The organism is Paraburkholderia sp. J10-1, from assembly GCF_905220165.1.
GTDB lineage: Bacteria > Pseudomonadota > Gammaproteobacteria > Burkholderiales > Burkholderiaceae > Paraburkholderia.
The window spans coordinates 85,017-102,234 of record NZ_CAJMYW010000008.1 but is presented as its reverse complement, the minus strand read 5'-3'; the positions used below and the strand labels follow the sequence as shown (position 1 = coordinate 102,234).

Genomic DNA, 17,218 nt, shown 5'->3' with positions numbered 1-17,218 from the left:
CTTTACACGCCGCCTGGCATGCAGCAATCGTCATGCCTGCCTTCATTGCGCCGCGCGGTCGATGAGGAACTGGGCAAGCAGCGGCACCGGACGGCCCGTTGCGCCCTTCGCCGCCCCGCTCTTCCAGGCCGTGCCCGCGATGTCCAGGTGCGCCCACGGGTAGTTTTCGGTGAAGCGCGAGAGGAAGCACGCCGCCGTCACGCTGCCCGCCGGACGCCCGCCAATGTTGGCGAGGTCGGCGAAGTTCGACTTGAGCTGGTCCTGATACTCGTCGTCGAGCGGCAGGCGCCAGGCCGGGTCGCCCGCTTCGCGCGAAGCGTCGAGCAGTTCGCCCGCGAGCGCGTCGTCCTTCGAGAACAGGCCGCTGTTGTGATGACCGAGCGCGATGATGCACGCGCCCGTGAGCGTGGCGATGTCGACCACGGCGGCCGGCTTGAAGCGCTCGGCGTAAGTGAGCGCGTCGCACAGGATGAGGCGGCCTTCGGCGTCGGTGTTGAGCACTTCGACCGTGAGGCCCGCCATCGTCGTGACGATGTCGCCCGGCTTCGTGGCGTTGCCCGCGGGCATGTTCTCGCAGGTCGGGATGATGCCGATCACATTGAGCTTGAGCCCCATTTCGGCGACCGCGCGGATCGTGCCGAGCACCGAGCCCGCGCCGCACATGTCGTACTTCATCTCGTCCATGCCCTCGCCCGGCTTGAGCGAGATGCCGCCCGTGTCGAACGTGATGCCCTTGCCGACCAGCACGATGGGCGCGGCCTTGGCGCTTGCGCCCTGGTAGTGCAGCACGATGAACTGCGGCGGCTCGACCGAGCCCTTTGTTACAGAAAGAAACGAGCCCATCTTGAGCGTCTCGATCTGACGCTGGCCGAGCACCTCGACCTTGAGCTTCCAGTCGCGCGCGAGCTTCTTGGCCGTGGCGGCGAGATAGGTGGGCGTGCAGACGTTGCCCGGCAGATTGCCGAGGTCGCGCGTGAGGTCCATGCCGTTGGCGAGCGCGACGGCTTGCTTCGCCGCGACCTTCGCTGCCTTCTCTTCGGCGGCGTCGATGCTGAAGACCACGCGCTTGAGCGCCCGCTGCGCGACGTCGGGCTTGCTCTTCATCTGTGTGAAGCGGTAGGTCTCGTTGCGCAGCGCGAGAATGGCGGCGCGCACGCCCCATTCGCCCGTGCGCTCCTTCACCGGCAGTTGCGCGAGCGTGAACGTGACCTGTGCGATCTTCGTGCCGAGGATCGCGCGCCATGCGGCTTTGACCGCGTCGCCGTAAGCCTTCTGGCTAAACGAGTCCTGCTTGCCGAGACCCACGAGCAGCACGCGCGAGGCGCCGATGCCGCTCACTTCCGGCAGAAACAGTGTGGAGCCGGCCTTGCCGTCGATGTCGCCGGCCTTGACGACGCGCGCGATTGCGCCGCCAATGGCGCTGTCGATCGCGAACGCCGGGCCCGAGAGGGTTTGCGCCTCGAACACGCCGACTACGACACAATCCGACTTGCCGGTCAGGAAGGAGCCTTCCCCGCCTTTGCTCCAGTCACAGGCTTTTATGCTAAAGTCCATCGCGCTTGTCCTCGGATAAAATCAGGGCTTAGGATGAAAGCCGCAATTATCCGCTATTTTTCCCGCGGCGGCTCCTGGGCGGTTGCGCGAGCTGCGCGCCTCCCGGCACGGGCCGCCCGCCCTGCCCATCAAGAATGATCTTCGAACGTTCCCTGCAGCGCGAACTCGCGTACACGGCCGGCGCCGTGTTCATGGTTCTGCTCACGATCATGCTGACGACGATGATGATCCGCATCGTCGGCTTCGCCGCGTCCGGTCAGATCGACCCGCGCGACGTGCTGGTGCTGATCGGACTGACCGTGATCGGCTACATGGCCGTCATGCTCATCGTCACGCTCTTCGTGTCGATCCTGTTCGTCCTCACGCGCTGGTACAAGGATTCCGAAATGGTCGTATGGCTCGCCTCCGGGGTGAGCCTCACGCGCCTGATCAAGCCGGTCGCCACCTTCTCCGCGCCGATCATCCTGCTTATCGTGTTCTTCGCGTTCATCGGCTGGCCGTGGTCGAACGCGCAAAGCAAGCTCATTCGCGCGCGCTTTCAGCAGCGCGATGAAGTGTCGCTGCTCGCGCCTGGCCAGTTCCGCGAATCGCCCACCACGCACCGCGTGTTCTTCATCGAGCGCATGAGCCCCGACCAGGCGCGCGTGGAGAATGTATTCGTCACGAGCACGGAAAACGGCAAGGTCAGCGTGATCGTCTCGAAGACGGGCCACACCGAAACCATGCAGAGCGGCGACCGCTTCGTCGTGCTCGAAAACGGCCGCCGCTACGACGGCGAGCCGGGTCACCCGGACTTTCGCATCAGCGAGTTCCAGCGCTATGGCGTGAAGATCACGAGCCAGCCGCTCGTCAACACGCCTTCGGCGAGCACCACGTCCACACCGGGCCTGTTGCGCCATCCCACCGACGACAACCTGGGCGAGCTCGCCTGGCGCGCCGGCTTGCCGCTCATCGCGATCAACCTGATGCTGCTCGGCATTCCGCTCGCGTACCAGAATCCGCGCCGCAGCCGCACGATCAACCTCGTGATGGCGGTGCTGATCTACCTCACCTATTCGAACCTGCTCAACGTCGTGCAGTCGCAGATCGAACAAGGCAAGATGCCGTTCGGCGTCGGCCTTGTGCTGCTGCACACTGTGGTGCTCGCGCTCGTCGTGTTCATCTTCTGGATACGCGTGCGCAACCGGCCGCTCTTCACACGTGCGATGTTCCGGCGCGCCTCTTCAGGAAACTGAGAGGAAAACTGACCGATGCGCATCTACGAAAAATACTTCGCTCGCCAGGTTTACCTGACGTTCATCTTCATTCTGTTTGCCTTCTCCGGCCTGTTCTTCTTCTTCGACCTCATCAACGAGCTGAATTCGGTCGGGCACGGCAACTACAAGTTCCAGTACGCGGTGCTGCGCGTGGCGCTCCAGGCGCCCTCGCGGCTTTACGAGATCATCCCGGTCGCAGCGCTCATCGCCGCGATCTACGTGTTCGCGCAAATGGCGGCGAATTCCGAGTACACGATCTTTCGTGTGTCGGGCCTCGCCACGAACCAGGCGCTGCGCTCGCTGCTCAAGATCGGCGTGCCGCTCGTGCTGCTGACCTATCTGATCGGCGAAGTGGTCGGCCCTTACACCGACCAGCTTTCCGAGCGCGTGCGTCTCGAGGCGTTGGGCTCGGCGGTGTCGAGCAACTTCCAGTCGGGTGTGTGGGTGAAAGACACGCTCACCGCGCGCGCCGACGGCGAACAGGTCACGCGCTTCGTGAATGTGGGCGAGTTGCTGCCCAATGCGACCATCACGAACGTGCGCATCTACGAATTCGATTCGAAGTTCCGGCTCTCCAACGTGCGCCTGGCGAAGAGCGGCACGTTCCAGCCGCCGGGTCACTGGCTGCTCAAGGACGTGACCGATACGCAGCTCATCAGCGTGCCGCCGCCGCAGAACCAGCCTGTCGATGCGCTCAATCCGGTCTATCGCGCAGAACAGACCTCGGCGCCCGAATACTCGCTGCGCTCGGAGCTCACGCCGAACATTCTCTCGGTGCTGCTCGTTTCGCCCGACCGGATGTCGATGTTCAACCTGTTCCGCTATATCCAGCACTTGACCGAGAACCATCAGGACGCGCAGCGCTACCAGATCGCGTTCTGGCGCAAGCTGCTCTACCCGTTCGCCGTGTTCGTGATGCTCGTGCTCTCGCTGCCGTTCGCGTATCTGCATACGCGCGCCGGTGTGGTGGGCATGAAGGTGTTCGGCGGGATCATGCTCGGCATGAGCTTCCAGCTCGTCAACACGCTGTTCTCCCACGTGGGTACACTGAACACCTGGCCTGCGCCGCTTACCGCGGCGACACCGGGGCTCATTTATCTCGCGGTCGGGCTGATCGGGCTCAAATGGGTTGACCGGCATTGATGCCGGGCGCCCTCGTCCGCTAGCTCGTCCAATTCGCTGATTCGCACAGGCTCGCAGGCATGGGCACGCACGGCATGATTCTCTTTGGCCACGGCGCGCGCGACGCGCGCTGGCAAGAGCCGTTTCAGCGCCTGGCCGCAAAGCTCGCCGCCGCGCGCGGCGATGCGGGTCCGGTCAGCCTCGCCTTCCTGGAACTCATGGCCCCGAGCCTGCCTGATGCCATCGCCTCACAGGCCACGGCGGGCTGCGACACGATTACGGTCATACCGGTGTTCTTCGGCCAGGGCGGCCACGTGCGGCGCGACCTGCCCGCGCTGATCGCGCAATGCCAGAGCGAACATCCGGGTGTGCGCCTGCGTTGCGCGGGCGCCGTCGGCGAGGACGACGCGGTGCTCGATGCGATCGTGCGGTTTTGCATCGACAACGAACGCGACTGACAACGCGCACGCATAAAAAAACGGGCTCGCCTTTCAGCGAGCCCGTTTTGCTTTCCTGGCCTTGATCGTGTGGCGCTCAGGCGGCGGCGCGGCGGTTTTGGCGATCGCCTTGCACTTCATCCTCGCGCTGCACCTGCCCTGCGCGTTCGGCGAACGCGTCGCCGATCATGAGCAGGCTTGGCTGCGCCGGGTCGAGCCAGTCCTGCGCCTCGCCCGCTTCGAGGCCCGCCAGCGTCAGCGTGAGCGTGCGCTCGCGCGCGGTGCTGCAAGCTTCGACGATCGCCACCGGCGTGGCGCCCGCGCGGCCCGCTTCGATGAGCTGGCGCGCGATCTCGGGCGCGCTGTCGCGGCCCATGTAGAACACGAGCGAATCGGCGTTGACCTGCTCGCGAATCTCCTCGCTGCCCGCCGCGCGCGAATACGTGGCGAGCGCAACACTGCGGGCCACGCCGCGCAGCGTCAGTGAGCGTTGCAGCGTCGCCGCGCTGGCGAGCGCCGCCGTGATGCCCGGCACGACTTCGAAGTCGATGCCGGCCGCTTCGAGCGCGCGCATTTCCTCGTCGGCACGGCCGAACAGCATCGGGTCGCCGCCCTTCAGGCGCACGACCACGCCATGCTCACGCGCGGCGTCGACGAGTTGCTTGTTGATGAAGTGCTGCGCCGTGGAACGCTGCCCGCAGCGCTTGCCGACCGCGATGAACTTCGCGGTTGGCGGCGCGTACTCGAGCATGGCCGGCTCGACGAGCGCGTCGTGCAGCACGACGTCGGCGCTCGCGAGCAGCCGTGCGCCGCGCACCGTGATGAGGTCCGCTGCGCCCGGTCCCGCGCCGATCAGATATACCTTACCCATTTGCTTCGAATCCATTATTGCGGCCGCGCGCGGCCGCAACGTCGCGCGACGCCTTAGGCCGAGAACGCGCGGATCATGCCCGCGGCCACCGTGTGATGCGTCGCCTCGTCGATCAGCACGAACGCGCCGGTGCCAGGATTCGCATCATACAGGTCGCAGACGAGCGGCTTCTGCAGCGAGAGCGCCACGCGGCCGATATCGTTCATTGCGAGTTCGTGGCGGTCGGTGGCGTGCGAGAGCGTATGCACGTCGAGCACCTGCTTGACCGCGCCGATCTTCGCGAACACCGTGCTCGTGGTCTGCTTGAGCAGGTACTTGCGCTGCGGCGAGAGCGGCTCGTCGTCGAACCAGCAGAGGTCCGCTTCGAGCTTCTTCGCCGGCTGCGCGTTGTCCGACGCTGGCACGAAGGTGTCGCCGCGCGAGACGTCCACGTCTTCGGTCAGACGAATCGTGACGGTCTGACCCGCGAACGCGCGGTCGACCTGCGCCGTGCCGCCCGGCACGGGCGCGATGATTTCCGCGACCGTTGCGCTGCGGCCTGCCGGCAGCACCGTGATGGCGTCGCCGAGCTTCACTTCGCCCGCTTCGACGCGGCCCATGTAACCGCGGAAGTCGTCGGCGCTGGAGCCGTCCTGGCGCGCGACCCACTGCACCGGGAAGCGCAGCGCTTCACCCGTGGCCTGCGCAACCGGCAGTTGCTCGAGCACGTCGAGCAGCGGCTCGCCCGCGTACCAGGGCATGCGCTCGCTCGCGGCCACGATGTTGTCGCCCTTGAGCGCCGAGACCGGCACGAAGCGCACGTCATTGAGGCCGAGCTGGCGCGCGAGCGCGACATACGCTTCGCGGATCAGATTGAACGTGGCTTCGCTGTATTCGACCAGATCCATCTTGTTGATCGCGACGATCACGTGCTGCAGGCCCAGCAGCTTGACGATGGCGCTGTGGCGCTTGGTTTGCGGCAGCAATTGCGTGACGCCGTTCTCGACCGTCACACGCGTGGGGTCGATCAGGATGATCGCGGCGTGCGCCGTGGAAGCGCCCGTGACCATGTTGCGCGTGTACTGCTCGTGGCCAGGGGTATCCGCGATGATGAACTTGCGCTTGGCCGTGGCGAAGTAGCGATACGCCACGTCGATCGTGATGCCCTGCTCGCGTTCGGCTTCGAGGCCGTCGGTGAGCAGCGACAGGTCGATCTCGTCGCCCACCGTGCGCTTGTTCTTCGCGCGCGAAAGCGCCGAGAGCTGATCCGAGAGAACCGCCTTGCTGTCGTACAGCAGACGGCCGATCAGCGTGCTCTTGCCGTCGTCCACGCTGCCCGCCGTGATGAAGCGCAGCACGCCGAGGTCTTCAGGTTGATGCGTCGTAACCATGTCTAATCTTTCCTCTCGCGTGCTCTTTAGAAATAACCTTGCTTCTTGCGCTGTTCCATCGCCGCTTCCGACGCCTGGTCGTCCATGCGTGTCGCGCCGCGTTCCGTGATCTCGGTCACGGCCGTCTCGGCGATGATCTTCTCGACGTTGTCCGCGTCGCTCGCCACCGGGCACGTGCAGCTGATGTCGCCCACCGTGCGAAAGCGCACCTGCGCCATTTCGCTGACTTCGCCTTCCTTCATCGGCGTGAGCGGCGTGACCGGCACGAGCAGGCCGTTGCGGCGCACGATCTCGCGCTGGTGCGCGTAGTAGATCGACGGCAGCTCGAGCTTCTCGCGCTCGATGTACTGCCACACATCCAGTTCCGTCCAGTTCGAGATGGGGAACACGCGCAGATGCTCGCCGTTGTGCAGGCGCGCGTTGTAGAGGCTCCACAGTTCCGGGCGCTGCGCCTTCGGGTCCCACTGGCCGAATTCGTCGCGGAACGAGAAGATACGCTCTTTCGCGCGGGCCTTCTCTTCGTCGCGGCGCGCACCGCCGATCATCGCCGTGTAGCCGTATTGCTCGATCGTTTCGAGCAGCGTGACCGCTTGCGCGGCGTTGCGCGAATCGGTTTCGCGGCGCAGGCGCACGGTGCCCTTCTTGATCGAATCTTCCACATGGCCGACCACGAGTTCCGCGCCGATTTCGGCCGCGCGGCGATCGCGGAAGTCGATCACTTCCTCGTAGTTGTGACCCGTGTCGATATGCACGAGCGGGAACGGCAGCGCGGTCTTGCGGTTCGCGCCAAGGCCGAACGCCTTCAGCGCGAGCGCCAGCACGACGACCGAGTCCTTGCCGCCCGAGAACAGCAGCGCCGGCTTGCTGCATTCGGCGACGAGTTCACGCAGGATGTGGATCGACTCGGCTTCGAGCCAGTCGAGATGGTCCATGCGGTTCGCCGTGACCTGGAGCGGCGCGTTCACTGCTGAGTCGAGCGTGGTGCTCATGTTCGGATCCTTCCTTTATTCGCACCCCTTTTACGGGGCACGCGGTACTCGGTATACGGTAGCGCGCCGGTCTTCACGACGGCGCGGCAAAACTCAATCTTAGTTCGCCTGGTGGATCGACGACACTTCGACGACCGGAATGGCTGACACGGACGTAATGTGCAAGCCACATTCCTTCGTGTCGCGCGACTCCCACCACCAGCGGCCGGCGCGGCTGTCCTCGCCGGGACGGATTGCGCGCGTACAGGGCTCGCAGCCGATGCTCGGGTAGCCGCGTGCGTGCAGCGGGTTCACCGGCACCTCAAAGGCGCCCAGATAAGCCCAGACATCGGCTTCGGTCCAGTCCGCGAGCGGATTGAACTTGTCGATGTTGCGCGCTTCGTCGCGTTCTTCCTCGTGCAGTTCCGCACGCGTGACCGACTGCTCGCGGCGCTGGCCCGTGACCCAGGCGGAAACGCCGGAAAGCGCGCGGTTCAGCGGCTCGACCTTGCGGATTTCGCAGCAGCGCTTGCGCAGGTCCACGCTCTCGTAGAACGCGTTCAGGCCGTGCTGGGCGACGTACTCGTCCACCGCGTCCTGTTGCGGATGAAACTGCTCGATCTCGTAGCCGTAGCGCTCGCGCACAGCGTCGAGCATGCCGAGCGTTTCGGCGTGCAAACGGCCCGTGTTCAGCGAGAAGATGCCGATTTTCACGCCGCGCGAAAGAATCGCGTGGGTGAGCAGCATGTCTTCGGCTGCGAGGCTGCTGGCCAGCTTCACGCTGGCGTGACGCGCGGCGATCGAGTCGAGCAGCGCATCAAGGCGCTCGATTTTCGCCTGCAGGTCAGCCGTGATTTCGGTCGCTGGGGTTGTCAAAGCGGTGCTCATGCTGCTGCGCCTTGCTGTGCCAGGCGGCGGCGGAACAGCGGCGACGGCTCGTCGAATGCGCCCTGGTATTGCACCGTGAACTCGGTGAACGCCTTGAGCGCGTCGTGGATGTCCTTGTCGGCGCGCACGGCGAACGCGTCGAAGCCGCAGCGTTCGTGAAAGCGCAGCTGGTCGCGCAGCACGTCGCCGATCGCGCGCAGTTCGCCCTTGTAGCCATAGCGCTCGCGCAGCAGGCGGCCGATCGAAAAGCCGCGGCCATCGCGGAACACGGGGAAATCCACGCCGATCAGCGCGAGCTTGTCGAAGTCGGCGGCGATATCGGCCGGTTCGCTGTCCGGCGCGAGCCACACGCCGAGTTCGTCCTTGCCGCGCGAGGCGACGAGCGCGTCGCGCTGCGCCTGCCAGTAAGCGAGCGGAACCAGCACCTTGCCTGCGGGCAGCGCCGACACCTCGGGCAGCGCGCCGTCTTCGGCCGCACGCACGACTTGCCAGTTGTCTTCAACGATCTCGCGGTTTTTGATGATCAATGCCATTGCTCGAATCTCGTCTCTCGTTGCGTGCGGTTAAGCGTGGGCCGGCTGGCGCGATGCGTACACGCGCTCCTTGAACGGCGTGATGCCGACGCGGTCGTACGTGTCGATGAAGCGCTCGCCGTCGATGCGCAGCTCGACGAACGTGTCGACCACCTTCTGGATCACGTCGGGCATTTCTTCCGCCGAGAACGACGGTCCGATCACGCGGCCAAGGCGCGCGCCGTTGGCGCCGTTGCCCTGCTCGCCGCCGAGCGACACCTGATACCACTCAGAGCCGTCCTTATCCACGCCCAGAATGCCGATGTTGCCGACGTGGTGATGACCGCACGAGTTCATGCAACCCGAGATATTGAGCGACAGGTCGCCGAGGTCGTAGACGAAGTCGAGGTTGTCGAAACGCTCCTGGATCGCCAGCGCGATGGGGATCGACTTCGCATTGGCGAGCGAGCAGAAGTCGCCGCCCGGGCACGCGATGATGTCGGTCAACAGGCCGATGTTCGCCGTCGCGAAACCTTGCGCCTTCGCCTTTTCCCACAGCGCGAAGAGGTCGCGCTTCTTCACGTCTGCGAGAATCAGGTTCTGCTCGTGCGAGACGCGGATCTGGCCGAACGAGTACTCGTCGGCCCAATCGGCCACGGCTTGCATCTGCGCGTCGGTGGCGTCGCCCGGCGCGATGTCGCGCGGCTTGAGCGAGAGCGTGACCGACGCATAGCCCGTCACGCGGTGCGGACGCACGTTGCGCTCGACCCAGCGCGCGAACGCGCGGTTTTCCAGCAGATGCTTTTCGTACGACGTGTCCGTGTCGGCGATCTTTTCATACGCCGGCGGCACGAAGTACTGCGAGACGCGGTCGACTTCTTCCTGCGTGAGCGTCGAGGGGCCGTCCTTCAGGTGCTGCCACTCTTCTTCGACCTGCTCGGCGAACTTCGCCGGCGAGAGCGCCTTCACGAGAATCTTGATACGCGCCTTGTACATGTTGTCGCGGCGGCCGTAGCGGTTGTACACGCGCAGCACGGCTTCGCAGTAGGTCAGCAGGTGCTGCCACGGCAGGTCGCGCTTGATGATGGCGCCGACGATCGGCGTACGGCCAAGACCGCCACCCGCGAGGATGCTCGCGACCACTTCACCCTGCTCGTTACGGTCGAGGTAGACGCCCAGGTCGTGGATCTGCACGGCGGCGCGGTCTTCCTTCGTGCCCGACACGGCGATCTTGAACTTGCGCGGCAGCCACGCGAATTCGGGGTGGAACGTCGACCATTGGCGCAGGATTTCGGACCACGGACGCGGGTCGACGACTTCGTCGGGCGCGACGCCCGCGAACTGGTCGGCGGTGATGTTGCGGATGCAGTTGCCCGACGTCTGGATGCCGTGCATCTGGACCGAGGCCAGCTTGCGCAGGATTTCCGGCGTTTCTTCAAGCTTGATCCAGTTGTACTGGATGTTCGAGCGCGTCGAGAAGTGGCCGTAGCCGCGGTCGTGCTCGCGCGCGATCGTGGCGAGCATGCGCAGCTGGTCGCTGCGCAGATTGCCGTACGGAATCGCGATGCGGTGCATGTAGGCATGGCGCTGGTAGTACAGGCCGTTCTGCAGACGCAGCGGGCGGAACTCTTCTTCGCTCAATTCGCCCGACAGGCGGCGGCGAACCTGGTCGCTATATTGCGCGACGCGTTCGTCGACGATGGTCTGGTCGTACTGATCGTATTGGTACATTCGGGGACCCCAGGGTTGGTTCAATCGCGGCGTTCCGGTTACGCCGCGCTCCGACTTCTCGACTTCGTTCTTTCCGCACTGTTTTGCCTGCTCGAGGCGGCCGCGCCTTCAATCGCGCCGGTCATTTGCTAATGACCAAAACAGATATCCATATTGGAAAAGTTGGAGGAATGGTAATAAACTCGCTTTATATTTCAAACGACTCAAAAATCAGGTCGATATGCAATCAGGTTATAAGGGTTATCTATGAACCTGCACCAGTTCCGTTTCGTCCGCGAGGCCGTACGCCAGAACTTCAACCTCACGGAAGCGGCCAAGGCACTGTATACGAGCCAGCCGGGCGTCTCGAAGGCGATCATCGAGCTGGAGGACGAGCTTGGGGTCGAAATCTTTACACGACATGGCAAGCGCGTGCGCTCGCTCACGGAGCCGGGCCGGATCATCCTCGCCTCGGTGGAGCGCATTCTGCAGGAAGTGGAAAGCTTGAAGCGCGTCGGCAAGGACTACGCCGCACAGGACCAGGGCAACCTGACCATCGCCGCCACGCACACGCAGGCGCGCTACTCGCTGCCGGCCGCCATCGCCGAGTTCAAGCGGCGCTTCCCTAAGGTGCACCTTTCGATCCTGCAGGGCAGCCCCACACAGGTCGCGGAAATGGTGCTCCATGACCAGGCCGATCTCTGCATCGCGACCGAGGCCATCTCGGGCTACAAGGAACTGGTGTCGCTGCCCTGCTTCACCTGGCACCACGTCGCGGTGATGCTGCCCGACCACCCGCTGCTCGAGCGCAAGCCGCTCTCGCTCGACGATCTGGCCCAATATCCGCTGATCACCTATGACAACGCGTTCGCCGGGCGCACCAAGATCAACGACGCGTTTCGCCTGCGCGGCCTCTCGCCCGACATCGTGCTGGAAGCCATCGACGCCGACGTGATCAAGACCTATGTCGAGCTGGGTCTCGGCGTGGGGATCATGGCCGACATCGCCTTCAACGCCGAGCGCGACCGGCACCTGCGCGCGGTGCCCGTGGGGCACCTGTTCGGCAGCAACGTCACGCGCGTGGCGCTCAAGCAGGGCGCTTACCTGCGCAGCTATGTGTATACGCTCGTCGAACTGCTTTCGCCGAGCCTGAACCGCAAGCTGATCGAGCAGGCGCTCAAGGGCGAGCACGAGACTTACGAGCTGTAGCGGCCCGTTGCAGGATCGGTGCCGGAAGAAAGATCAGACAAAATCCGCAATACAACAACATCACTTCTCGCCTGGAGATTCAACGGATGAAGCCGCGCTTTACTTTCGTGCAGTCCCTGCGCCCGCTCGTCGTGGCCGCCGCCCTTGCTGCCGCCGCCTGCGCGTCTGTCGCGCATGCCGACATCAAGGTCGGTATCGACCTCTCGAGCACGGGTCCGGCAGCCGCCATCGGCATCACGAGCAAGAACGCCATGCTGATGTGGCCCGACACGATCGCGGGACAGAAGGCCGACTACATCGTGCTCGACGACGGCTCCGACCCGGGCGCCGCCGTGCGCAACATCCACAAGCTCATCAACGAAGATCACGTGGACGTGATCGTCGGGCCGAACATCACACCGGCGGCGCTCGCGGCGCTCGACCCGGTGGCGCAAAGCAAGACGCCGATGATTACGCTGGTCGGCTCGGGCTCGGTGGTCGAACCGCAGCAGGGCGCGCGCGTGTGGGCGTTCAAGATGGCGCAGACCGACGCCGCCATGGCCGACGTCATGACGCGCTACATGGCCGCGCACGGCGTGAAGACGGTGGGCTTCATCGGCTTTGCCGACAGCTACGGCGACAGCTGGCTCAATGAATTCACGAAGTACGCGAAGGAACGCAACATCCAGATCGTGGCGACCGAGCGCTACAACCGCACCGACGCGAGCGTGACGGGCCAGATCCTCAAGCTGATGGCGGCCAAACCCGACGCGATGCTGATTGCCGGCGCAGGCACGCCGACCGTGCTGCCGCAACGCACGCTGATCGAGCGCGGCTACAAGGGGCCGATTTACCAGACGCACGGCATCGCCACGCCTGAATTCATCAAGCTTGGCGGCAAGGACGTGGAAGGCACCCTGTTCCCGACCCAGCCCGTGGTGGTGGCGCGCACGCTGCCCGCCGACCAGCCGGCGCAGAAGGCGGCGCTCGCCTTCGTCGATGCCTACGAGGCGAAGTACGGCCCGGGCACGGTCACGCAGTTCGCGGGTGACGCGGCAGGGGTGTATCCGCGCTTGCAGGACGCCGTTGCGCGCGCGCTCAAGACCGCGCAGCCGGGCACGGAAGCGTTCCGCGTGGCATTGCGCAGCGAACTGGAGCACGCGCACGAAGTGGTCGTGCCCAATGGCATGGTCAACACGAGCCCGACGGACCACGTGGGCCTCGACCAGCGCGCGAGCGTGATGGGCACGGTACGCGGCGGCAAGTTCGTGTATCTGAGCCAATAAGTTGCGCGAGCGGCGGCGCCCTGCCGCCGCTCAGTCGACTGCGTCCGGCCAGCGGCGCGCGCTGTGCAGGACGCGCAATATCGTGAGCGCTTCGTTCTCGTACCGGTAGGCAAGCACGAACGGCGTTGACTCGACCACCAGCTCCCGCGTGCCGCTCACGCGGCCGACCCGGCCAAGGTTGGGGAAAAGTCGTAACCGTCGGACGGACGCCGAAATCCGCTCGTCCCACACGACAGCCCGGCGCGGGTTGCTAGTCACGGTGAAGTTGAATGCGGCCTCGCGGTCGGCCAGCGCGAGCAGCGACCAGCCTACCCTCAACTTTTCGCCTGGCGCTTGCGCGCACGCTCAGGCTCGCCGGCCACCGCCGCGCGCCGCTTCGCGAAGTGCGCCTCCACCGCTTCGTCCGCCACCGCCGGCTGCGGGTCCTCCAGCGCCTCGCGCACTTTGGCCCGGAACCACGCGTCGTGCGCCACCGGATCGACGGCGAAATCGAACGGCAACGCGCCCTCGTTCGCAATACGCGTGAGCAGAATGCGTACGGCGTCCGATACCGTGAGCCCCATGTTGTCGAGCACTTCGGCCGCGCGCTGTTTGAGCGCGTGATCGATGCGAACCTGTACCAATGCGTTTGCGTTCATCGACTCACTCCCTGGTTTGGCCGTTAGCCTTGAGGCCGGCCTCGTCGAATACGCAGTGTAATTCAATTGAATGACATTAGACATGCTCTACCTTTGAAGCGGGTTAAACATGTCGCAAATTTCGTTGCCTGGCCCTGCGCGCTCAATTCATCCGAATGGCCAATCACGGCCGCACGATGCTGCACCACGCGCCGCCAGCCTTATTGCTCGCCAGCACGGCCTCGATGAAGCGCAACCCTTCCACGCCGTCGTCGACCGTGGTCAGCAGCCGGCTCTCGGGCGGCGCCGCAACGCCCGCCTCGCGCGCGCGGATCTGCGCGGCGGCGTCGCGATAGAGCTGCGCGAACGCCTCCAGATAGCCTTCCGGATGCCCCGGCGGCACACGCGTGGCGTGCAGCGCGGCGGCCCCCGTCACGCGGCCGCGCGTGAGGCGCTGCGCCTCGCCGCCCTGGGGCGTGAACCACAGCACGTTGGGCTCCTCCTGATCGAACGCGAGGCCCGCCTTCGTGCCATACACGCGCAGCCGCAACGCGTTTTCCGCACCACTCGCCACCTGGCTCGCCCACAACATGCCGCGCGCGCCGTTGGCATAGCGCAGCATGGCCTGAACGTGATCGTCCACGCGGCGGCCCGGCACGAAGGTATGCACTTCGGCAGCAAGTGATTCCGGCACGAGCGCGCTCACGAACGCCGCCAGCTGATACGCATGCGTGCCGATGTCGCCCAGACACCCCGCCGGCCCCGCCAGCGCCGGATCGGTGCGCCACGCCGCCTGGCGGTTCGCGCCGCCGCGCTCGACAGGGTTGGCGAGCCAGTCCTGCGCGTATTCGACCTGCACGATGCGCACATCGCCAATCTCGCCCGCCTCCACCAGCTCACGTGCGTGCCGCGCGAGCGGATAGCCCGAATACGTATGCGTGAGCGCGAACACGAGATTCGCGTCGCGCGCGTGCCGCGCAAGCGCTTCGCCCTCGGCGAGCGAGACCGCGAGCGGCTTGTCGCAGATCACGTGAATGCCCGCATCCATGAACGCATGCGCGACCGGCGCGTGCAGATGGTTCGGCGTGACGATGGCCACCGCGTCGATGCCATCCTCGCGCCCGGCTTCCACGCTCGCCATCTCGCGCCAGTGGTCATAGCTGCGCGCGAGACCGAGCGCCTCGGCGCTCGACTGCGCGCGCGCCGGATCGGACGACAGCGCGCCCGCTACAAGCTCCCAGCAATCGTCGAGACGGGCCGCGATGCGATGCACCGCGCCGATAAACGCGCCCTCGCCGCCGCCGACCATGCCGAGCCTGAGTCTTCGTGTCATTGCCTGGCTCCCGTGAGAAACGCGTTCAGAGGCCCAGCACGCCCTTCACCTGCGCCGCATCGACGCCGCTGCCCGCGAAGTCGTCGAACGCATGCTCGGCCACGCGGATGATGTGCCGTTTGATGAATTCGGCGCCCTCGCGCGCGCCGTCGTGCGGATGCTTGAGCGCGCATTCCCATTCGAGCACGGCCCAGCCCGGATAGCCGTACTGCGTGAGCTTCGAGAAGATCGCGCCGAAGTCGATCTGCCCGTCGCCGAGCGAGCGAAAGCGCCCCGCACGCTCGACCCATCCGCTGTAGCCGCCGTACACCCCTTGCTTGCCCGTGGGGCGGAATTCGGCGTCCTTCACGTGAAAGGCCTTGATGCGCGCGTGATAGAGGTCGATGAACGCGAGGTAATCGAGCTGCTGCAGCACGAAGTGGCTCGGGTCGTAGAGGATGTTCGCGCGCGGATGATCGTCCACGGCCGCCAGAAAGCGCTCGAACGTCACGCCGTCGTGCAGGTCCTCGCCCGGATGCAGTTCGTAGCAGACGTCCACGCCCGCCGCGTCGAACGCATCGAGGATCGGCCGCCAGCGGCGCGCGAGTTCGTCGAAGGCGGTTTCGACGAGACCCGCCGGCCGCTGCGGCCACGGATAGAAGTACGGCCACGCCAGCGCGCCCGAAAACGTCACGTGCGCGCTGAGCCCCAGATTCTTCGAGGCGCGCGCGGCCAGCATCAACTGCTCGACGGCCCACGCCGTGCGCGCTTCGCGATTGCCCCGCACCTGCGGCGGCGCAAAGCCGTCGAACAGCGCGTCGTAGGCGGGATGCACGGCCACGAGCTGTCCTTGCAGATGCGTGGAAAGCTCGGTGATCGTCACGCCCGCGTCGTCGGCCTGCTGGCGCAGGTCGTCGCAGTACGCGGTGCTCGACGCCGCCTGCGCGAGATCGACGAGGCGCGCATCCGTGGGCACCTGGATGCCCTTGTAGCCGAGCTGGGCCGCCCAGCCGGCCATGTGCCCGAAGCTGTCGAACGGCGCGTCGTCGCCGAGAAACTGCGCGAGGAATATGGCCGGGCCTTTGATCGTCTTCATCGCAAGCCCCGTCCTTAGAACGGCGAATCGGGAAAGTAGAACTGCTTCGCGTTTTCCTTGGTGATCAGCACGGAAGGGATGATCGTCGTAGGCGGCAGCGACTTGCCCTGCAAGCGCGCTTCGGCCGTGAGCTTGATCGCGTCGTAGATGAACTTCGGCGAATACGACACGTCGGCCTTGATGAGCGGATCGCCGTCCATCACGCGCTTGACCATCTCCTTCGATCCCGCGCCGCCGAACACGATCTTGATGTCGTTGCGCTTGGCCTGGTCGATGGCCTTGAGCACGCCCACGGCCATGTCGTCGTCGGCGGCCCAGACGGCGTCGATGTGCTTGAAGCGCGTGAGGTAGTCCTGCATCGTGCGGAACGCGTCGTCGCGGTTCCAGTTCGCGTACTTCGCGTCGAGGATCTTGATGTCCGGATAGTTCTTCAGCACCGACGTGAACGCGGTCCAGCGCTCGTTGTCGAGCGTGGTGGGGATGCCGCGCAGCGCAACGATATCGCCCTTGCCGCCCAGTTGCTTGGCGAGATATTCGGCGGGGATCTTGCCGAACGCCGTGTTGTCGCCGGCGACATAAGCGTCCTGCGCGCTCGTGTCGGTCAAGCCGCGATCGACCACCGTCACGTACACGCCCTGCTTCTTCACCTGTGCCACCGGCTGCGTGAGCGAAGCCGATTCATACGGGAAGATCACGAGTGCGTTGATCTTGTTGACGGTCACGAGGTCCTGCAACTGGTTCGCCTGATCGGGTGCGTTCGCCGCCGTCTTGACGATGACCTTGAGGTCCGGGTGCGCCTTCTCCAGATCCTTCTTCGCCTGATTCGCCCACCAGACGATGCCGCCCGTGAAGCCGTGGTCGGCGGTGGGAATGGCCACGCCCAGCGTGACCTTGTCGTCGGCGCGCGCCGCGCCCGCACCGACCGTCGCCGCCACGCCGAGCGCCAGCGCGCCCGCACACATCGTTCGAATCATCTTCTTCATGATGCCGTCTCCTTTTCGTGCGGGCCCACGCCCGTTCTTGCGTTGAGT

At 65.3% G+C, this 17,218-nt stretch carries 17 protein-coding genes; 5 read left to right on the top strand and 12 right to left on the bottom strand.

Annotation, left to right across the window (positions count from 1 at the left end; all coding sequences use genetic code 11):
- Window positions 1-42 precede the first annotated feature (42 nt).
- Window positions 43-1,554 carry a leucyl aminopeptidase gene (locus tag U5A65_RS23985; RefSeq protein ID WP_321912757.1) on the bottom strand — a complete coding sequence of 504 codons (1,512 nt, stop codon included), beginning with the start codon at window positions 1,552-1,554 and terminating at the stop codon, window positions 43-45.
- A gap of 134 nt (window positions 1,555-1,688) precedes the next feature.
- Here U5A65_RS23985 and lptF point away from each other — a divergent pair, with 134 nt between their 5' ends.
- The 3 genes from lptF to U5A65_RS23970 are packed head-to-tail and all read left to right on the top strand — an operon-like array spanning window position 1,689 to window position 4,390.
- Window positions 1,689-2,789 carry an LPS export ABC transporter permease LptF gene (gene lptF, locus U5A65_RS23980; protein ID WP_321912759.1) on the top strand — a complete coding sequence of 367 codons (1,101 nt, stop codon included), beginning with the start codon at window positions 1,689-1,691 and terminating at the stop codon, window positions 2,787-2,789.
- 15 nt (window positions 2,790-2,804) lie between these two features.
- Entirely contained in the window at window positions 2,805-3,953 is a 1,149-nt protein-coding gene (gene lptG, locus U5A65_RS23975) for an LPS export ABC transporter permease LptG (protein WP_321912761.1), read from the top strand.
- Between the two features lie 59 nt (window positions 3,954-4,012).
- Entirely contained in the window at window positions 4,013-4,390 is a 378-nt protein-coding gene (locus U5A65_RS23970) for a CbiX/SirB N-terminal domain-containing protein (protein WP_321912763.1), read from the top strand.
- 76 nt (window positions 4,391-4,466) lie between these two features.
- On the opposite strand, the gene cobA is transcribed toward U5A65_RS23970, so the two are convergent.
- From cobA to U5A65_RS23940, 6 genes are all read right to left on the bottom strand, one after another.
- A complete protein-coding gene (cobA, locus tag U5A65_RS23965) occupies window positions 4,467-5,240 on the bottom strand; it encodes a uroporphyrinogen-III C-methyltransferase (RefSeq protein WP_321947787.1) in 774 nt (257 codons plus the stop codon).
- Between the two features lie 53 nt (window positions 5,241-5,293).
- Window positions 5,294-6,610, bottom strand: a complete 1,317-nt coding sequence (locus U5A65_RS23960) for a sulfate adenylyltransferase subunit 1 (protein WP_321936463.1) — start codon at window positions 6,608-6,610, stop codon at window positions 5,294-5,296.
- Window positions 6,611-6,636: 26 nt separating this feature from the next.
- On the bottom strand, window positions 6,637-7,599 hold the full coding sequence (cysD, locus tag U5A65_RS23955; RefSeq protein WP_321912767.1) for a sulfate adenylyltransferase subunit CysD: 963 nt from the start codon (window positions 7,597-7,599) through the stop codon (window positions 6,637-6,639).
- A gap of 99 nt (window positions 7,600-7,698) precedes the next feature.
- A complete protein-coding gene (locus U5A65_RS23950; protein ID WP_321912768.1) occupies window positions 7,699-8,466 on the bottom strand; it encodes a phosphoadenylyl-sulfate reductase in 768 nt (255 codons plus the stop codon).
- A complete protein-coding gene (locus U5A65_RS23945; RefSeq protein WP_321936461.1) occupies window positions 8,463-8,999 on the bottom strand; it encodes a DUF934 domain-containing protein in 537 nt (178 codons plus the stop codon). The genes U5A65_RS23950 and U5A65_RS23945 overlap by 4 nt, the downstream gene beginning before the upstream one ends.
- 30 nt (window positions 9,000-9,029) lie before the next feature.
- Window positions 9,030-10,709, bottom strand: a complete 1,680-nt coding sequence (locus U5A65_RS23940) for a nitrite/sulfite reductase (protein ID WP_321912770.1) — start codon at window positions 10,707-10,709, stop codon at window positions 9,030-9,032.
- A gap of 246 nt (window positions 10,710-10,955) precedes the next feature.
- On the opposite strand from U5A65_RS23940, the gene U5A65_RS23935 reads away from it, so the two are divergent.
- Complete coding sequence (locus U5A65_RS23935) at window positions 10,956-11,897, top strand: CysB family HTH-type transcriptional regulator (RefSeq protein WP_321912771.1); 942 nt, start codon at window positions 10,956-10,958, stop codon at window positions 11,895-11,897.
- A gap of 86 nt (window positions 11,898-11,983) precedes the next feature.
- The gene (locus tag U5A65_RS23930; protein WP_321912772.1) at window positions 11,984-13,162 is read left to right on the top strand and encodes an ABC transporter substrate-binding protein; all 1,179 of its coding nucleotides are present in this window, start codon (window positions 11,984-11,986) and stop codon (window positions 13,160-13,162) included.
- Between the two features lie 30 nt (window positions 13,163-13,192).
- Here U5A65_RS23930 and U5A65_RS23925 read toward each other — a convergent pair whose 3' ends face one another.
- The 5 genes from U5A65_RS23925 to U5A65_RS23905 form a co-directional block, all read right to left on the bottom strand.
- The gene (locus tag U5A65_RS23925; RefSeq protein ID WP_321912774.1) at window positions 13,193-13,480 is read right to left on the bottom strand and encodes a type II toxin-antitoxin system RelE/ParE family toxin; all 288 of its coding nucleotides are present in this window, start codon (window positions 13,478-13,480) and stop codon (window positions 13,193-13,195) included.
- Entirely contained in the window at window positions 13,477-13,800 is a 324-nt protein-coding gene (locus U5A65_RS23920) for a type II toxin-antitoxin system RelB/DinJ family antitoxin (protein WP_321947785.1), read from the bottom strand. Before U5A65_RS23920 ends, U5A65_RS23925 begins: the two co-directional genes overlap by 4 nt.
- 163 nt (window positions 13,801-13,963) lie before the next feature.
- Complete coding sequence (locus tag U5A65_RS23915) at window positions 13,964-15,112, bottom strand: Gfo/Idh/MocA family oxidoreductase (RefSeq protein WP_321912777.1); 1,149 nt, start codon at window positions 15,110-15,112, stop codon at window positions 13,964-13,966.
- A gap of 25 nt (window positions 15,113-15,137) precedes the next feature.
- Window positions 15,138-16,187: a sugar phosphate isomerase/epimerase gene (locus U5A65_RS23910; RefSeq protein WP_321947784.1), complete on the bottom strand. Its 1,050-nt coding sequence runs from the start codon at window positions 16,185-16,187 to the stop codon at window positions 15,138-15,140.
- A 14-nt stretch (window positions 16,188-16,201) separates the two neighbouring features.
- Window positions 16,202-17,170: a substrate-binding domain-containing protein gene (locus U5A65_RS23905; RefSeq protein ID WP_321936458.1), complete on the bottom strand. Its 969-nt coding sequence runs from the start codon at window positions 17,168-17,170 to the stop codon at window positions 16,202-16,204.
- Between the last annotated feature and the right edge of the window lie 48 nt (window positions 17,171-17,218).